Below are 16761 nucleotides of genomic sequence, written 5' to 3' on the forward strand. Positions count from 1 at the left end.
GCTCTTGGGTGCGGCGAGCCGACACTGGGGGTGTGGCAGGGTGTGGCACGCCCATGGGCCGCCGCGCCGATGAACGAGGATAACGGAGCCCTCGCCCAGTACCCCCCGGCTCGACGACGCGGATCAGCAGCGTCCCGCGGCAGCTCAGCGCCCCGGCAGCTTCAGGTTCAGCGCGTCCCAGTCGATCGCGTCGCTGAGCGGCTTCGTGCCGGCTTTGGGCCCCGATCCCGTCCCCTTGGGCGACACCCGGCCTCCGGCGCGGCCCGAGCCGCGGCCGCGCTTGCGGGCAGCCTTGCGTCCGGCGGGCCGTCGCCCCGAGCCCAGCCCCATCATCCCGCCCATCATCTTGCGCATCTGGGTGAACTGCTTGAGCAGGTTGCTGACCTGGGCCGACGATGTGCCGCTGCCCGCAGCGATGCGAGCCCGACGGGACGCGTCGATGATCTCGGGCGACACTCGCTCGGCCGGCGTCATCGACAGCACGATGGCCTCGGCGGTGGTGATCCGATCGTCGTCGATCTCGGCATTGCGGACCTGGTCGGAGATGCCGGGCATCATCGACACGATGCTCTGCAGGTTGCCCATCTTGCGCAGCTGCCGGAGCTGGTCCACGAAGTCGTCGAGCGTGAACTTGCCCTCGACGAGCCGCTGTGCGGCTTCTTCGGCCTCGGCCTGCTCGTAGACCTGTTCGGCCTTCTCGATGAGCGTGAGCACGTCGCCCATCCCGAGAATCCGGCTGGCCATGCGGTCGGGGTGGAACTGCTCGAAGTCGCCGACTTTCTCGCCGACCGAGGCGAACGCCACCGGGCGGCCGACCACCTCGGAAACCGACAGGGCGGCGCCGCCGCGTGCATCACCGTCGAGCTTGGTCAGGATGATGCCGTCGACTTCGAGCGTCGCATGGAATGCCTCGGCGGTGGATACGGCGTCCTGGCCGACCATCGAGTCCACCACGAGGAACGTGTAATGCGGCGCCACCGCGTCGGAGATGCGGGCGACCTCTCCCATCAGCTCGACGTCGATCGCCAGCCGGCCGGCCGTGTCCACAATGAGGACATCGCGCCCGGTCTGGCGGGCATGGGCGAGTCCGCCGGCTGCACAGGCCACGGGGTCGCCCGGTTCGCTCCAGACCTCGGTGTCGATGCCGCGGGCCAGCGTCCGCAGCTGCTCGACGGCTGCGGGGCGCTGCAAGTCGGCCCCGACGAGCAGCGGGTTGCGTCCCTGGGACTTGCACCACTGGGCCAGCTTCGCTGCGGCGGTGGTCTTGCCCGAGCCCTGCAGTCCCGCCAGCAGCACCACCGTGGGCGGCTTGGGCGCAAACTGGAAGTCGAGCGGGTTGCCGCCCAGGATGGCGATGAGCTCGTCGTTGACGATCTTGGTCACCTGCTGGCCGGGAGTGAGGCTGGCCGTCACTTCGCCGCCCACGCTGCGCTCGCGGACCCGCTCGGTGAATCGGCGTACCACCCGCACGTTGACGTCGGCTTCGAGCAGTGCCACGCGGATCTCGGCCAGCACCTCGTCGACGTCGGCGGGGCGCATCCGCCCGCGCCCGCGCAGCGACCGCAGCGTGCCGCTGAGGCGATCAGTCAGCGTGTCGAACATCGATCACTCCTCCTCTGCGGAGCCTGGCCCGCCGCCGACCCCAAGCAGCGCGTCGACATAGCTGTCGGGGTCGAAGTCGACGAGGTCCTCGGCATGCTCGCCCAAGCCGACGAGCTTCACCGGCAATCCCAACTCGGCTTCGATGGCGAAGACGATGCCGCCCTTGGCTGAGCCGTCCAGCTTGGTGAGCACGACGCCGGTCACATCGGTGGCCTCGGCGAAGGCACGCGCCTGGCTCAGGCCGTTCTGGCCGGTTGTGGCGTCGATCACCAGCAGCGTCTCGGCCACCGCACCGGGCTCTCGATCCGCCACCCGACGCACTTTGGCGAGCTCGTCCATCAGGTTCTTGCGCGTCTGCAGCCTGCCGGCGGTGTCTGCGAGCACCACGTCGGCACCGCGTGCAGCGGCCGCGATGATGGCGTCATGCACAACGGAGCTGGGGTCTGCACCCGAGCTGCCCGAGATCATCTCTGCGCCGCAGCGATCAGCCCACGTCTGCAGCTGGGAGGTCGCCGCAGCGCGGAACGTGTCGCCGGCAGCCATGACGACATGCCGGCCTGACGATGAGAATCTGTGACCGACCTTGCCGATCGTGGTGGTCTTGCCCACGCCGTTGACACCCACGAACAGCCAGACCGCGGTTGCGTCGTCACGGCCCGGCGCGTAAGCAGCGAGGGATCGGTCCGCGTCGAGCACCTCGCGCATCTGGTCGCCCAGTGCGCGCACCAGGTCGTCGGCTTCGACGATGCCCGCTTCGGCGGCCGTGCTGCGCAGGCGGTCCAGCGTCGCCATCGTCGTCGCTACGCCCACATCGGCGCCGAGCAGCGCCTCTTCGAAGCGGGTCCAAGTCTCGGCGTCGGCTTGCGCCCCCGGATGGAGGCGAGCCGGTCTCGCAGCGTACGGCGCGACGAGGCCAAGCCTCCCTCGAACGTGACCGGCGCGCGGTCCGGTGCTGTCGCCTCAGTGGCAGCAGCCGCGTGCGGCGCCTCCGCCGGGGCGGCCCGTGGTTCGGTGGCCGGCGTCGGACCCGGCTGCAAACGGGGCCCCCCCGCGCCCGGCAGAGCGCCACGACGCTGCCTGGCACGTTGCACAAACGGCACTGACGCGAGAACCACCATCATCACGACGATGAAGATCAGGATGAGTGCCGCCGTGGTGCTCACTGGCGGGCAGGCTACCGAGGTGCGGTTACAGGCTCGGTGGCCGTCAGCGGACCGTCGGCGGCAATCAGCGCTGCGGCGGAAGAAGGCCGTTCGGACACGACCACGCTGGATCCCCCCGGCGGCATCGACACGCCGTACAGCACGTCGGCCGACTCCATCGTGCGACGTTGATGGCTCACGATGACGAGCTGCGACTCGCGCCGGAACTCGGCCACGAGATCCAGGAAGCGCTGCAGGTTCACATCGTCGAGCGCCGCTTCGACCTCGTCGAGTATGTAGAAGGGCGAGGGTCGGCTGCGGAATACCGCGAACAGGTACGCCAGCGCGACCAGCGAGCGCTCGCCGCCCGAGAGCAGCGACAGGCGCCCGACACGCTTGCCGGCGGGCCGCACGTCCAGCTCGACACCGGTGGTGAGCAGCTCGTCGGGCTCGGTCAGCGACAGCTTGCCGGTGCCGCCAGGAAACAGCGTGCCGAACAGCTCCGCAAAGTTCCGCGACACGTCTTCGAAGGCCTCCGCGAAGGTCGCCATGATCTCGGTGTCGATCGCCCGGATCACCTTGGCGAGCTCGCGCCTGCTGTTGCGTACATCTGCGAGCTGCGACGCCACGAAGGAATGACGCTCGGACGCTGCCTCGTACTCGGACAGCGCGAGCGGGTTCACCGGCCCCAGCCGGCTGAGATCGGCACGCAGCGCCCGCTCGTAGCCCTTCGCGGTGACGCCGTCGGGCAGCGGCGGCGGCAGCGCAGCGAGTGCCGTCTCGGGCTCCGCCTCGAATTCCGCACGCAGGGTGTCGACCAGGACGTCACGCTTGGTCCTGCGCTCGGCATCGGTCACATCCAGCGCAGCCAGTTCGGAGCGCAGGCTCTCCTGGCGAGCGGCGGCGGCGTCCCGCTCGCGCCGCAGCGCGTCGAGGCGTTCGGAGAGCTGGCGGGTGAGCTCGGTCCGAGCCTCGTGGCGTGACCGCAGGCGGCGGGCTTCGGCCTCGAGACGGTGGCGCCGATCGGAGAGCAGCAACGCGAGCCGGTCCAGCGCCGAGATGATGCGCTCGGACCGCTCCAGACGGGCTGACGCGTCGGCACGAGACCGCTCGTGTCCCGCGAGGCGCTGAGCGATTGTCCGGAGCCGGTGCTCGAGACCGGTCCGGCGCTGCTGCTGGGCGGCTGCCCCGGCTTCGATTGCTTGGGCCTGCGCGGCCCGGCGCGCTGATGCAGCAGCGATCCGCTGTCGCAGCGCCTCGATGTCTCGCCGGGCTTGCCGCTGGGCAGTGAGCGCCTCGCGGTGCGCGTGGTGCGCCGCATCGAGTCCTGTGGATGCCTCGCCGTGGCGGATCTTCAGCTCGGCGATGCGTCCTTGCGCCTCCGACAGCGCCGCCGCGGCTGCGGCGGCACCGGTGCTGCCGATCCTCCAGCTGCGGGGTCCGAACCGGTCGCCGGTGTCGGTGACGAAGACGCCGTCGCGGTCTGCCAGGACTCGCTCGTACGCGCTCGACCAGTCGCCCTCCACGCATACCGCCTGACCGATCACCGCGTCCAGCAGCGCCTCGATGCCCTCGCGCCGGCCATCGGGTACGTCCGGGCCCACGTGAACGTGCGGCCGCACGAGGTCATCCGCAGCGCCCGGCGGCAGTGTGCCGGCTGGCGAAAGCGGGGCCTGCTGTGAGGTCACCGCGCTGAGCGAGATCACCGATCCGCTCAGTCCGCCGACGGCGAGCGCCTCCAACACCCCGGACGCGGCGCTGTCATCGGTCACGACGACCGCACTCAATGCGCCGTCGGCCGCAGCCTCCGCAGCCGCCTCGACGCCCTCATCGATGACGACGAGGTCGCCCAGCACTCCCAGCACGCCATCCACACCGTCGAGTGCTCCGATGTCGGAGCGGGCCTGCGCCGTGGACACCGCCGAGTTCAGCGCCTCTGATCGTCCGATCCAGCGCTGCATCTCCTCCACGACGGACTGCTTGCGTTCGTCAGCCTGCGCGACGACTGCCGCCGCTTCTTCGAGGGCCGCTTCGGCGTCTGAGACGGCCGCGGTGGCCTCGGCCAGCTCGGCGTCGGAGACCTCCGACTCGGGACCCGACCCCGAATCTGCCGCGCCGAGGTGCTCCTCGCTGCCTGCCGGCGATTCGATGGCTGCATCGAGCTCTGCGATCTCCGCAGAAATGCGGGCGTGCTCGTCGGTGAGCGTTGCGACGACGTCGGAGTCCAGCAGGGTGTTGCGCTCCCGTTCCACCGAGCGCATCCGCTCGTAGGTCCGGCCGATGAGGCCGCGAGCCCGCTCGGACAGCGACGCCACGCGTGAGAGCCGGTCGGTCGGCTCGCCGGTCAGCTCGGCGAGCTGGGTCTGCGCCGCCTCGATGGCGGCGCCCGTCTCGGTCAGCGAGGCGGCCGCGGAGCCCTGCTCTGCTTGGAGATCTGCACGCCTGGCATCCGAGGCGGCCTGTGCCTGCTGGTAGTCCGCCAGATCCCGTCCTGCGTTGTAGAGCTGTAGTTCTGCCAACTGGGCGCTGAGGTCAGCGTGGCGGCGCGCTGCTTCTGCCTGCCGCTCCAGCGGTCGGAGCTGGCGGCGCAGCTCGCGCTGCAGGTCGGCGAGGCGCGTCACGTTCGCCTCGGTGCTCTCGAGCCGCCGTTCCGCTCGCTCCTTGCGCCGGCGGAACTTCAGGACACCGGCAGCCTCTTCGATCAGCGCTCGACGTTCTGAAGGCTGGGCCGCGAGCACCCGGGTGATCTGGCCTTGCGCCACGATGATGTGCTGCTGCCGGCCGACACCGGCGTCGTTGAGGAGCTCCTGCAAATCGAGCAGCCGGCAGGGCGTCCCGTTGAGCGCGTACTCGGACTCGCCGGAGCGGAACAGCGTGCGGGTGATCGCCACTTCGGCGGTCTGGGTGGGCAGCGTCTGCGATTCGTTGTCGATGACCAAGGTGACCTCTGCCCGGCCCAGCGCCACGCGGCGATCGGTGCCGGCGAAGACCACATCGTCCATCCGCTGGCCGCGCAGCGAGCGCGGCCCTTGGGCGCCCAGCACCCAGGCAATCGCGTCCACGACGTTGGACTTGCCGCTGCCATTGGGACCGACCACCACGGTGACGCCCGGCTCGAAGTCCAGCGTGGTGGTCTCGGCGAACGACTTGAAGCCGGACAGCGTCAGGGAGCGGAGAAACACAGGAGTGGGCGAGCCAGTCGAGATAGAGCGTCCGAGATAGAGCGTCAGAGAGTCGAGTTTGGCAAGGACTAGACGTGCAGGCGGGGAGGCCTACACCTGATAGTCGCAGTAGTGATGCGTCACGCCCCGGATGACGGCCGTGAGGACATCGCCACGGCCATTGCGGCATCGCTCGCCCGCGCGGCCGTAGACCTCGAGATAAACATCGAAGCCTCCCGCCTTGCCGAAGATGTCGAGGTACCCGCCGACCGAGGAACCCCGATACTTGATCGAGTTGTGAACGGTCTCGACGATCGCTCGGTAGAGCCGCCGAACCTCCTGCGTGTTCAGCTGGCTGGCAACCCGCGCATGGCCCAATCGAGCCGCATGCAGCACCTCATCGGAGTACATCGGCCCGAGCCCCACCACAAACGCGGGATCGAGCAGCAGATCGCGCACGGTCTCGGTGCGGCCTCGCAGCATGAGCGCGAAGTCGGTCCAAGGCATCGGCATGTCGACCGGGTCGAATCCGAGTTCGGCCCGGTCCGGGTAGAGCTTCTGGTAGCGGGGCCATGTGACGACGCGCAGGGTTGCCTCATCGCCCGAGTCAAGCAATCGAAGCTGTCCTCCCTTGGTGAACGTCATCACCACCTTGGTCTCGGGCCCTATCGGCGTTCTCCAAGTGGCCCGCCGGAACGAACCGGTCTCGCCAAGGTGTGCGGCCATGATCTCGTCGGTATCGAGCAAGAAAAGAATCAACGACCCCTCGCGCGAGACCGAGTTGATCTTCTTGCCCACAAGGAGATCCGCGAACTGCTGCTTCGAGCGCATCGCCGGCAGAGCACGCTTGGTACCTGGTACGTCGACTGACTTGAACTTGCGGTTCGAGACATCCTTGTCCAGATCGCGCTTCGCAATCTCAAGCTCAGGCAGTTCAGCCATGCGTGGGCTCCTTCGCAATAGTCGATCGGTCACTGCGGGCGTCGGTGAACCGCAGACACGCGGCGGCTGCCGCATGGCGCTCCGCGGCTCGCTTCGTGGAACCCTCTCCCTGGCCCCAGACCTCTTCCCCGATTCGCGCTTCGGCCACAAAGCTCCGCTGGTGCGACGGCCCCGAGCCCACGACAACGTACGTGGGCTCGATTCCGAATCGCCGAACGACCTTTTCTTGGAAGCGGTTCTTTGCCTCACACGCACCGGGCGCGGCGGCCGCGGCTGCGATGAGCGACCCGAGAAGACGTCCGGCCACTTCTCGGGCAGCGTCGATTCCCCCGTCGAGATACACCGCGCCGAGCACGGCTTCGAACGCATCTGCCAAGATCGATTCCCGGTCGGCGCCACCGGTTGCCTTCTCGCCTCGGCCCAGCAGCAAGACTGATCCCAAGTCGCACTCGCGTGCCGCACCAGCCAAGGCTTCAGCACTCACGACAGCCGACCGCACCGCGCTGAGGTCGCCGGGATCCAGATTGGGCCAGTGGGTCATAGCGTGGTGACTGACGCAGAGTTCGAGGACCGCATCGCCGAGGAATTCCAAGCGTTCGTTCGATGCGGCGACGTGGTCGGTCCTCGCAGCGCTGTTGTGCTCATGACACCAGCTTCGATGCGAGAGTGCCTCGATCAGCAATGCGTGGTCAGCAAAACGATGTCCGACCCGCTCCTCGAAACTGCGGAGCTCAGCAGGTTCGACGTCGGCTGTGGGCACGTCAGCCGACGCGTTCCATCACATAGTCGATGGCGTCGCGCACCGTCTTGAGATCTTCGAGATCCTCGTCTTCGATCCGAAAGCCCACCGTGCGGTCAGAGAGCTCTTCCTCGAGCGCCTCGACCAGCTCGATCAACGCCAGCGAGTCGGCGCCGAGGTCGTCGACGAACGACGACGACTCGGCCACCTGTGACGTCTCCAGCTCCAAGATGTCGGCGAGCTGGTTGCAGATGAGGTCGAAGACCTCGCTGCGCTCGGGGGGATTCTGACGCACATGGGTTTCAGCGGGCATAAGGACTCCTGCCGCCTTCCGGCATTCCAGCACCACAGCGACACCGCTCTGGGACGACGGACGGACGGACGTTGCGCATCCGTGCTGCGGATGCGCAGGTGAGCCTACCGTCAGCCTCCAGAGGCTGAGCCGACAGGCAAAGCCAGGAGCCGAGCGGTCCGTGAGCGCGGCGAACAACAGCGGGAAACCGGGAAACCGGGAAACCGGGAAACAAGGAAACAAGGACAACAGGGGCGACAACGGGAAGGCGCACCTGCCAGCGCATCCCCTCAGCTTGCCGGAAGGCTGACTGCCGCCAGTTCGCCCAGCAAGTCGGCCTCGACCATGCGATGCGCGACCTTGATGGCGCTCGTGATGGCTCGCGGGTTCGACGAGCCGTGGGCGATGACGCAGATGCCGCGCACGCCGAGCAGCATGGCGCCCCCGACCGCGTCGGGACTCACTTCGTCGGCCAGCGGTGCGAGCAGCCGAAGTGCGGCGGCGCCTTGCGGTCCGCCTTCGGACAGCCGCTCGATAATGAGCCGAACGAAGAACGATGCAGTGCCTTCCAGCGACTTCAGCAGCACATTGCCGGTGAAGCCGTCCGTGACGACGACATCGACAGGTCCGTCGAGGATGTCTCGCCCTTCGATGTTGCCGAAGAAATCGATCTCGGTGTCTGCTGCCAGCAGCTTGTGGGTCTCCTTGACCAGCAGATTGCCTTTCTCGGGTTCCTCTCCGATCGACAGCAGCCCCACACGCGGTGCCGCCACGCCGAACCGGATGCGACTGTACGCCGAGCCGAGACGGGCGAATTGATGCAGCCACTGTGGGCTGCAGTCGGCCATGGCGCCCGAGTCGAGGAGCACGCGCGCCGTGCTGCCGCCGGGCACCCCGAATGCCGTGGCAATCGCCGGCCGGGCAACTCCCGGCAGCCGCCGCAAGCGAAGCAGGGCGGCCGCCGCCACGGCACCGGTGTTTCCTGCACTCACCACCGCCGAAGCCTCTCCGTCGCGCACAGCATTGACGGCCAGCGCTATTGACGAGTCCTTCTTGGTGCGAACGGCACGGCTGGGCTCTTCGGACATCTCGATGACCTCGGATGCATCAAGGATGCTGAGATCTCCGCCACCGACCGCGACAATGGCATCGCGGCGCCCCACAAGGACGACATCGAGGCCTTCGGAGGATGCGTCGAGGGCACCCTGCACCACCGCTTCCGGCGCATGATCGCCGCCCATGGCGTCGACGGCGACCGGCTGCGTCATGAGCCCCGGCTCAGCCTCAGGCGATGTCGAGGGCTTGACGACCGCCGTACCAGCCGCACTGCCCGCAGACCCGGTGGGGCAGCTTTGCGGCACCACAGCGTGGGCACAGGCTTCTCGGCGCCTCTTTCAGACGCCAAGCTGCCGCACGACGCGAGCGCGTCTTGCTCTTGGACGTCTTTTTCTTGGGGACTGCCACAGCTGGACTCCTCGAGCGGACCATGCAGTTTATCCATCAATGCTCCTCAGCTGACTCCCCGCATCAGCCTCAAGGTGACTCAGCTTGGCGCCGGCGAAGAGCCTCCAAGGGCCTCCAGCGCGGATCCGCCGCTCCGGCTGGGTCGTCGTGCCCCGAATCGTCGTATGCCGAAGCGAGGTCCGGCGGGAGGTTGGGGCACGGGTCGGGATGGGGGCATGCGATTGCCTCGATCGGCAGTTCCAGCAGGATCGCCTCGCGGACCATGGGTGCAAGGTCGGCATGCTCAGGATGAAGCAGGTATTGCTCCCCTTCACATGGCTCTGCAGCGAACACTTCACGGACGCTCGCACATATCCCGCCGTCGAGCGGAGTCCAGCAACGGGCACACGGTCCCCGCCACCCCGCAGTGATGCGGCCGACGGCGCTCACTCCGCCGCTGATCAGCTCCAGCGACAGCTCAACACGCACATCGCTGTTGAGAGGCAGCTCCACATCCGCTATGCGCAGGTCGTCGTCGGTGTCGGCTTCTGCAAGGTCCGACGCGCGCACGGTCACCGACCACCTGAGCTGGCCGCGTTCGAGGAGTCTCAGAGGCACGATCAGGGACCGCTCAGGGTCCCTGTCCTTCACGCCTGATCCTGGTCAAACACCGCCGGACTCGTGTCCGCACCGCTGCCGAGCGTCTGCAGGACGCCGGTATCCCTCTCGGATCTCCCGGCATCCGTGGACGAGGCGCCAAGCGGCACCGGTGTTGCGACTCGCTTGCCCAGTTTTCGCTGCGCGGCCTGAACCGCGATCTGGACCTGGTCGACTGCGCCGGCGAACTGCGCCAGTTGTCGCTCGCAGTACTCGTCAACTTCGTGGCGGCGGCGGCGTGTCTGGATCTGCGCATCGTCGAGCAGTTGCCGGGCGCGGCGCTCCGCACTGCGCACGACCTCGGTGCGCTGGACCATCTGGGCCACACGTCCGCGCGCCTCGTCGATGACCATGTTGGCGTCGACGCGCGCCTGGGCCAGCACTTCGTCGCGTTCGCGCAGCAGCCAGCGTGCTTGGCGTGTCTCATCGGGTACTGCTGCCAGCGCTGATTCGAGCAGGGTCATCACCTCGTCCCGGTTGATCATGACCGAGGTCGACAACGGCATCGGTCTCGCAGCGTCGATGATCTCCATGGCTTCGCGGATGAACTGCTCAGCCGTGACCGACGGGGGCCGCGGCGCCAAGGCGCCCGGATGGCGCGACCCCGGTGGGGCCGCCGTTTCCTCCGTGGGAGCGGCACGGGTATCGAACGAAGGAGCTGCAGGCGCGGCGCCCGGATTCGCATAGGACTGCGGCGGGGCGTCGATTCCCCCCTCGGACATGCTCATGTGCCATCCTCCTGCGCTGCGCGCTGCCGGAGCCGTTCGGCTACCGGGGGCGGGACCAGATGGGAGCAGTCACCGCCGAATTTGGTGATCTCCCGGATGTAGTTGGACGCGATGTAGAGGTGCTCGGTGCGGGGCGGGACGAAGACCGTCTCGATCCCGGAGACGGAGTGGTTCATGTGGGCCATGCGCAGCTCCGACTCGAAGTCGCTCTGGCTGCGGAGGCCCTTCACGATGACATCGGCGCCCAGCCGATCTGCGAGATCCACGACGAGTTCCCCGAACTGCACCACCGAGACGTTCCTCAGGTGACTGGTCGCCTCGGAGATCATCGAGACGCGCTCATCGTCGGAGAACAGCGGCGTGGACTTGGCCGGGTTGCGCATCGCTGCGACAACGACGGAGTCGAACAGCCGAGATGCTGCCGAGATGACATCGAGATGACCGTTGTGCACAGGATCGAATGAGCCTGGATACATCGCCATGACCACCGAAAACGGTTCCTCCGGATCGAGCCGCGCCCTGCGAGGCGACCGTACCGCGCAGCAGTCCCGAATCGAGGGACCCCCGCATTCGATGGGACTCAGTCAGGTGTGCCGTCGGCTTCGACGATGAGATCCCAACGGTCGCCGCAGTCAGCGCACCGGTAGCTGACGACGTCTCCTGGCTGAAAGCCCCAGTCGGGCTCGGGCACGCTCAGCAAGCCGCAGCGCCCGCCGCAGTCGACACATGTGATCTCCGTCGGCACGTCGGCATCCCCCGCAGCCGTCACGCTCGCAGTGTCGCACCGCGGGCGTCGATCTACGGTGATGCCATGCGCGTCGTCGGCGGGTCCTTGAGCGGTCGCAGGCTGCAGGCGCCCGGGCAGGGCGTGAACTCGATCCGGCCGACCTCCGACCGAGTCCGCGAGGCCGTTTTCAACATGCTTGACAGCCTGCATGCGCCCGCGGGCGTCACCGTGGCAGACCTGTTCGCCGGCACGGGTGCGCTCGGCATCGAGGCACTGTCACGGGGCGCGGCGCACGCCACCTTTGTCGAGCACGACGCGGCTGCCTGCAGCATCATCACCGCAAGTCTGGCTGCGCTCGAGCTCTCGGAGCGAGCAGACATCGTGCGTGGCGACGTTCTGCCGTACATCGCTCGGCGTGCGGACCCGGTGGATCTGGCGTTCGCTGATCCGCCCTACAGCTTCGACGGCTGGTCCGAGTTGCTGAGCACGCTGAGCGCCGACGTGCTGGTGTGCGAATCAGACCGGGAGATCGAGCCGGACTCCGATCACACATGGCGCACCGCCCGGGTCCGCCGATATGGCACACCGGTCATCACGATCCTGGTGCAGCGCTGAGCACGAATCCACGGCGAGTTCCACTGGTGGTTGCGAGTGATCGGCCGATAGCCGGTTGTTCGGCACAGCAGCCATCAGAGGACTATCGGACGATCAGCAGGCCCGCGATTCTGCATTGAATCGTGGCTGGGAGCAAGAAGGGAAACACAGGACGAAGGAAGCCGTAGCCGGTGCGGCCCGTGAGCCATCAACTGCGCTGCAAGTAATCAGGATCGCGACGGTCGGCAAACCAGTCGACTTCATCTGCGAGGGCCGGATGCGCATCGAGGTCGCCGTCAGACGCGATGAGATCGGCAGCGGCATCGCGCGCCGCCTGCACCCAAATGAGATCGCGCGCGAGCGATGCCAGCTTCAGATCGCTGCGTCCTGACTGCCGCTCGTCGAACAGTGTGCCCTCGCCGCGCAGCTCAAGGTCGCGCTCGGCCAGTTCGAACCCGTCGTTCGTCGCAACCAGCGCACCGAGCCGCTGCTCGGCGATGGGCGTCGGGTCGTCGTCGCTCACGAGGTAGCACGTCGAGGCGCGACTGCCGCGACCGACCCGACCTCGCAGCTGGTGAAGCTGGGCAATGCCGAATCGGCCAGCCGACAGCACCACCATCACGGTAGCATTGGGCACGTCGATCCCGACTTCGATGACGGTCGTCGCAACCAGCGCATCGATATCGCCCGCGCGGAATGTCGTCATCGTGGCTTCCTTGTCGACCGGCGACAGACGCCCATGCAATAACCCGACCCGCAGGCCCGCCAGCGAGCCGGCGACCAGTTCCGCGTACACCCGCTCAGCGGAGCGCGCATCGAGGCTCTCGCTCTCGGTGATGAGCGGGCATACCACATACGCCTGACGACCGGCTTCGATCTCGCGGCGCACCTCGGTCCACATCGCTTCGGCCGCAAGCTGGTCGCGAATCCACTCTGTCGTGATGGGCGTGCGGCCGGGCGGGAGCTCGTCGAGCACCGAGACGTCGAGATCGCCGTAGACCGTCATCGCCGCGGTGCGTGGGATGGGCGTGGCAGTCATCACCAGCAGGTGCGGAATGCGACGGTCGTCACGACCGCTCTCACGAAGCTGCGCTCGCTGGGACACGCCAAAGCGGTGCTGCTCGTCCACCACGACGACGCTGAGCGAGTCGAACTTGACCGATTCCTCCAGCAGTGCGTGCGTGCCGACGACGATGTCGGCAGCGCCCGCGGCAATCTCCACCAGCACCTCGCGGCGCTGCGCTGCCGAGCTCGATCCGGTGAGCAGGCGCAGGCACAACGGCCTGCGACCGTCGAGCCGGGATGCATCGGGCACCTCGAGTCCCTCCAGCAGAGCGCGGAGCGCTATGTGGTGCTGCTCGGCCAGCACCTCGGTCGGCGCCAGCAGTGCACCTTGGTGACCGTTCTGGACGGCGACCAGCAAGGCGTGCAGCGCCACGACGGTCTTGCCCGCGCCGACATCGCCCTGCAGCAGCCGGTGCATCGGCCGCAGCGTGGCCGTGTCGGCGTCGATCTCGGCCATGGCGCACTGCTGCGCCCCGGTGAGCGGATAGGGCAGACACCGGTGGAACGCCTCGGTGAGGCTGCCGACTGGCTCGTGCGCGACGCCCAGTTCGTGCGCTTCGCGCGCAAGGCGCTGGCTTCGCAGCAGCAGTTGCACCCGCAGCAGCTCGTCGAATACCAGCCGGTCGCGTGCCGCCCAGCGCTGCGGCATCGATGACGGTTCGTGGATATCGACGAACGCCTGCGCGCGGCCCACCAGCCCGAGTCGATTGCGCAGCCGGGCCGGCAACGGGTCGGCGATGCTTCGCGCGGAACAGCGGCGCTGGGCCTCCGCTATCCAGTTCGCGACGTCCCACGTCACGATGCCGGCGGTCTCGGACTGCGGGTAGATCGCAACGATCCTGCCGGTGCGGTCCGCAGTCGAGCCGTCGCCCAGCACGTCGACCACGGGATTGGCCATCTGCTTGCGGCCCCGGTAGTTCTCCACCTTTCCGAACAGCGCCACAGTCCGGCCCTTGCTGAGCTGACGTTCACGCCATGCCTGGTTGAAGAACACCAAGCTCAGCACGCCGGTGGCATCTCCCACTTCGGCGCTCACCAGCCGACGACCTCCGCGCAGGCGGCGGCTCGACACCGCCAGCACATCGGCCACGACGGTGATCTCCTCCCCGATCACGACCTCGCTGATCGGTGCCTGAGCCGTGCGGTCGACGTAGCGGCGTGGGTAGTAGGTCAGCAGGTCGAACACCGTCGTGACACCGACCTCGCCGAGTGCCTTGCGGCGATGAGGGCCGACCCCGTTGAGGCGTCCGACCCCGATGGCGTCGAGCTCACGCAGCGTCAGGGGGGACTTTGCCGCGGCGTCCGAGGCATCCGGCGTGTCCGAAGCGCATGCGGCCTGTGTCATCGCTGGATCCGCCGCCGCCGGGGACTGGCCTGAAGCGGGTTGGCCACTGCAGTCGGACTCATTCGATGCCGAACAGGTACGGGTAGTGGTCTTGACCGCCGAAGTGCCGCTCGACCTCGACGTCAGGCCAGTGCTGGGCGAGCCACGACAGCACTTCCTGCGTCTGGGCGTCGAGGGCGGAGGCGCCTTCGATCAGCGTGAGGATCTCGTGCTCTGGCAGCAGCATGGTTGCGAGCAGCTCGACGGCAGCAACGGCCGGGGTCTCTCCGGCGGCCGCGATGCCGTCGCTGTTCATGCCGATCCACTCCCCAGCGGCGACCTGGCGGGCCGACGTCGACGTTTCGCGCACCGCCTGGGTCACCTCCCCCGTCAGCACCGCGTCTGCGGCGGCGCCCATCGACGCGGCGTTCGCAGCGGCGCTGTCGTCTGGATCGAATCCGATCAGGGCGGCGAGGCCTGCAGGCACCGAGGTGGTGGGCACGACGGCAACAGTCTTTTCTGTCTGGCCGCCGGCCTGCTGAGCGACCGGGACGATGTTGGAGTTGTTGGGGAGCACCACGACCTGCTTCGACGGCGCCGCCTCGACCGCAGCGAGTACCTCAGCCGTCGAGGGGTTCATCGTCTGCCCGCCGGTGACGAGCTCGTGGCAGCCCATCGACGCGAACAGCTCGTCGAGTCCGGCGGCCGGCGATACTGCCACCACCGCGCACTCGACGATGGGTCGCGGCGGAGCCTCTGCCCCTTCGCCTGCGCGCGCGCCGTGCGCACCGATCTCGCCTGCGCGCGCGCCGTGCCCACCGATCTGACCTGCGCGCGCGCCGTGCGCACCGATCTGACCTGCGCGCGCGCCGTGCCCACCGAGCCCGGCGACCTGTTCGCGGAGGTCGGTGATCTGGATGCGGTGCGGACGTCCGGCGTCGATTCCCGCCTCGATGACCGGGCCGATGTCGTCGGTGTGGATATGGCAGTTCCACAGGCCGTCACCGCCGACCATCACGATCGAGTCGCCGAGCGAGTCCCAGGCCGCCTTGAAGTCATCGATGTTCTCGTCCGGCGCTGCGAGCAGGAACATCACCTCATAGCGGGTGCCGGAAGGACCGTGAGCGTCGTGACCGTCGGCGCCGTCGCCGTCGAGGTAGCTGTGCAGTTCGGCACGCTGCTCCGCGACGGGATCAGCGGCAACGCTCGGCAGGCTCGCTCCGGCGCTCCCGTGCGCGATCACGGCCGCCACCTCGGCAGGCAGGTCCACTGAGTCGGGCAGCGGGCGCCCGTCGGTGACGTTCAGCAGGGCGTCGAGCAGCAGCAGATACCCCGCAGCGCCTGCGTCCACGACCCCGGCGCCCGCCAGCACCGGCAGCTGCTGCGGGGTTGCCTCCAAGGCCGCCTGCCCCGCTCGCCTGGCGCTCTCCAGCACCCTCACCAGCGTCGCGTCGTCGTCCCCGAGCGTGCCCAGTGCGTGGGAGGCAGCTTGTGCCGAGGCGCGCGCAACGCTCAGGATCGTCCCCTCGACGGGTCGCATGACTGCGCTGTCCGCCGCCGTGCTCGCGGCGACGAGGCTTCGAGCGAGCAGTTCGGCATCAATCGGCGGCTCAGTCTCAGGATCCTCGTCGCCCGGCGCCAGCGTGGCGACCAGCCCGCGCAGGAGCTGGCTGACGATGACGCCGCTGTTGCCGCGTGCGCCCATGAGCGCGCCGTGGGAGACCGCCCGGCAGATGTCCGCGCGTCCTGCACCGGACCGCAGGAGCTCATCGCTGACCGAAGCCAGCGTCAGGGCCATATTGGTGCCGGTGTCGCCGTCGGGCACCGGGTAGACGTTGAGCCGATCGATCGTGATGCGGTGCTGGTCAAGCGCAGCGCGGTAGGTCCGTATGGCTTCGGCCAACGCTTCGGAATCGAGCGTGGCAAGCGGACCGGCTGTCGTGCGTGGTTCGCCGTCGCTCATGGGTGCCGAAGCTACAACGCGCGCCGTCGGCGGTTGCTAGCTTTCGGTGGGTTGCGCAGCCTGCGCCCGCAGGCTCGCGGCGTCCCAGCCACGGGAGGCACGCATGCAAGGCGTCATCAAGTCGTATGACCCTGCATCACGAGTCGGTGTCGTCACCGATGACGTCACGCGCGCCGAGTACGAGCTGGCCCCGAACGCCTTGGAAGGATCCATCTTCCGGATGGTGAGGCAGGGCCAGCGAGTGCTCTTCGACCTCGACGAGCGGGGGCTCGCCACGCGGCTTCGTCTGGGGTCCGAAGTGGACTTGGGAACACCCGACTGGATCACCGCCGGGGGGGAGCCTGCGTGATCTGAGGCCGGTGCGTCGCGCCGGTCGAAGAGC

General features: G+C 68.2%; 15 protein-coding genes and 1 pseudogene. 2 read left to right on the plus strand and 14 right to left on the minus strand.

All coding sequences use genetic code 11. From position 1 onward, the window contains the following. Positions 1-144 precede the first annotated feature (144 nt). The 12 genes and pseudogenes from ffh to ACOGXQ_RS08070 all read right to left on the minus strand — a co-directional run bounded on the left by ffh (position 145) and on the right by ACOGXQ_RS08070 (position 11475). On the minus strand, positions 145-1602 hold the full coding sequence (ffh, locus tag ACOGXQ_RS08015) for a signal recognition particle protein (protein ID WP_419946883.1): 1458 nt from the start codon (positions 1600-1602) through the stop codon (positions 145-147). 3 nt (positions 1603-1605) lie between these two features. Then, a pseudogene (gene ftsY / locus ACOGXQ_RS08020) lies at positions 1606-2723 on the minus strand (signal recognition particle-docking protein FtsY). 53 nt (positions 2724-2776) lie between these two features. Beyond that, positions 2777-5926, minus strand: coding sequence for a chromosome segregation SMC family protein (locus ACOGXQ_RS08025; RefSeq protein ID WP_419946884.1), 3150 nt, complete (start codon positions 5924-5926; stop codon positions 2777-2779). A 90-nt stretch (positions 5927-6016) separates the two neighbouring features. Further along, a complete protein-coding gene (locus ACOGXQ_RS08030) occupies positions 6017-6847 on the minus strand; it encodes a DNA-formamidopyrimidine glycosylase family protein (RefSeq protein ID WP_419946885.1) in 831 nt (276 codons plus the stop codon). Then, complete coding sequence (rnc, locus tag ACOGXQ_RS08035) at positions 6840-7607, minus strand: ribonuclease III (protein ID WP_419946886.1); 768 nt, start codon at positions 7605-7607, stop codon at positions 6840-6842. Before rnc ends, ACOGXQ_RS08030 begins: the two co-directional genes overlap by 8 nt. 1 nt (position 7608) lies before the next feature. Beyond that, complete coding sequence (locus ACOGXQ_RS08040; RefSeq protein WP_419946887.1) at positions 7609-7899, minus strand: phosphopantetheine-binding protein; 291 nt, start codon at positions 7897-7899, stop codon at positions 7609-7611. Between the two features lie 269 nt (positions 7900-8168). After that, positions 8169-9146: a phosphate acyltransferase PlsX gene (gene plsX, locus ACOGXQ_RS08045; RefSeq protein ID WP_419946888.1), complete on the minus strand. Its 978-nt coding sequence runs from the start codon at positions 9144-9146 to the stop codon at positions 8169-8171. Positions 9147-9162: 16 nt separating this feature from the next. Then, the gene (gene rpmF / locus ACOGXQ_RS08050) at positions 9163-9366 is read right to left on the minus strand and encodes a 50S ribosomal protein L32 (RefSeq protein ID WP_419946889.1); all 204 of its coding nucleotides are present in this window, start codon (positions 9364-9366) and stop codon (positions 9163-9165) included. Between the two features lie 45 nt (positions 9367-9411). Continuing rightward, positions 9412-9972, minus strand: a complete 561-nt coding sequence (locus ACOGXQ_RS08055) for a YceD family protein (RefSeq protein WP_419946890.1) — start codon at positions 9970-9972, stop codon at positions 9412-9414. Continuing rightward, the gene (locus tag ACOGXQ_RS08060) at positions 9969-10706 is read right to left on the minus strand and encodes a hypothetical protein (protein ID WP_419946891.1); all 738 of its coding nucleotides are present in this window, start codon (positions 10704-10706) and stop codon (positions 9969-9971) included. Before ACOGXQ_RS08060 ends, ACOGXQ_RS08055 begins: the two co-directional genes overlap by 4 nt. Further along, positions 10703-11188, minus strand: a complete 486-nt coding sequence (gene coaD, locus ACOGXQ_RS08065) for a pantetheine-phosphate adenylyltransferase (protein WP_419946892.1) — start codon at positions 11186-11188, stop codon at positions 10703-10705. The genes ACOGXQ_RS08060 and coaD overlap by 4 nt, the downstream gene beginning before the upstream one ends. A gap of 98 nt (positions 11189-11286) precedes the next feature. After that, positions 11287-11475: a hypothetical protein gene (locus ACOGXQ_RS08070; protein ID WP_419946893.1), complete on the minus strand. Its 189-nt coding sequence runs from the start codon at positions 11473-11475 to the stop codon at positions 11287-11289. A 42-nt stretch (positions 11476-11517) separates the two neighbouring features. Between ACOGXQ_RS08070 and ACOGXQ_RS08075 the strand changes: the two genes are divergently transcribed. After that, positions 11518-12048 carry an RsmD family RNA methyltransferase gene (locus ACOGXQ_RS08075; RefSeq protein ID WP_419946894.1) on the plus strand — a complete coding sequence of 177 codons (531 nt, stop codon included), beginning with the start codon at positions 11518-11520 and terminating at the stop codon, positions 12046-12048. Between the two features lie 187 nt (positions 12049-12235). On the opposite strand, the gene recG is transcribed toward ACOGXQ_RS08075, so the two are convergent. Further along, entirely contained in the window at positions 12236-14437 is a 2202-nt protein-coding gene (recG, locus tag ACOGXQ_RS08080; protein ID WP_419946895.1) for an ATP-dependent DNA helicase RecG, read from the minus strand. 58 nt (positions 14438-14495) lie between these two features. Then, positions 14496-16379 (minus strand): DAK2 domain-containing protein, encoded by a 1884-nt coding sequence (locus ACOGXQ_RS08085; protein ID WP_419946896.1) that lies wholly within the window; start codon positions 16377-16379, stop codon positions 14496-14498. Positions 16380-16482: 103 nt separating this feature from the next. On the opposite strand from ACOGXQ_RS08085, the gene ACOGXQ_RS08090 reads away from it, so the two are divergent. Next, a complete protein-coding gene (locus ACOGXQ_RS08090) occupies positions 16483-16728 on the plus strand; it encodes a hypothetical protein (RefSeq protein ID WP_419946897.1) in 246 nt (81 codons plus the stop codon). Positions 16729-16761 lie beyond the last annotated feature (33 nt).

The organism is Candidatus Poriferisodalis sp. (assembly GCF_965208485.1).
Taxonomy (GTDB): domain Bacteria; phylum Actinomycetota; class Acidimicrobiia; order Acidimicrobiales; family Poriferisodalaceae; genus Poriferisodalis.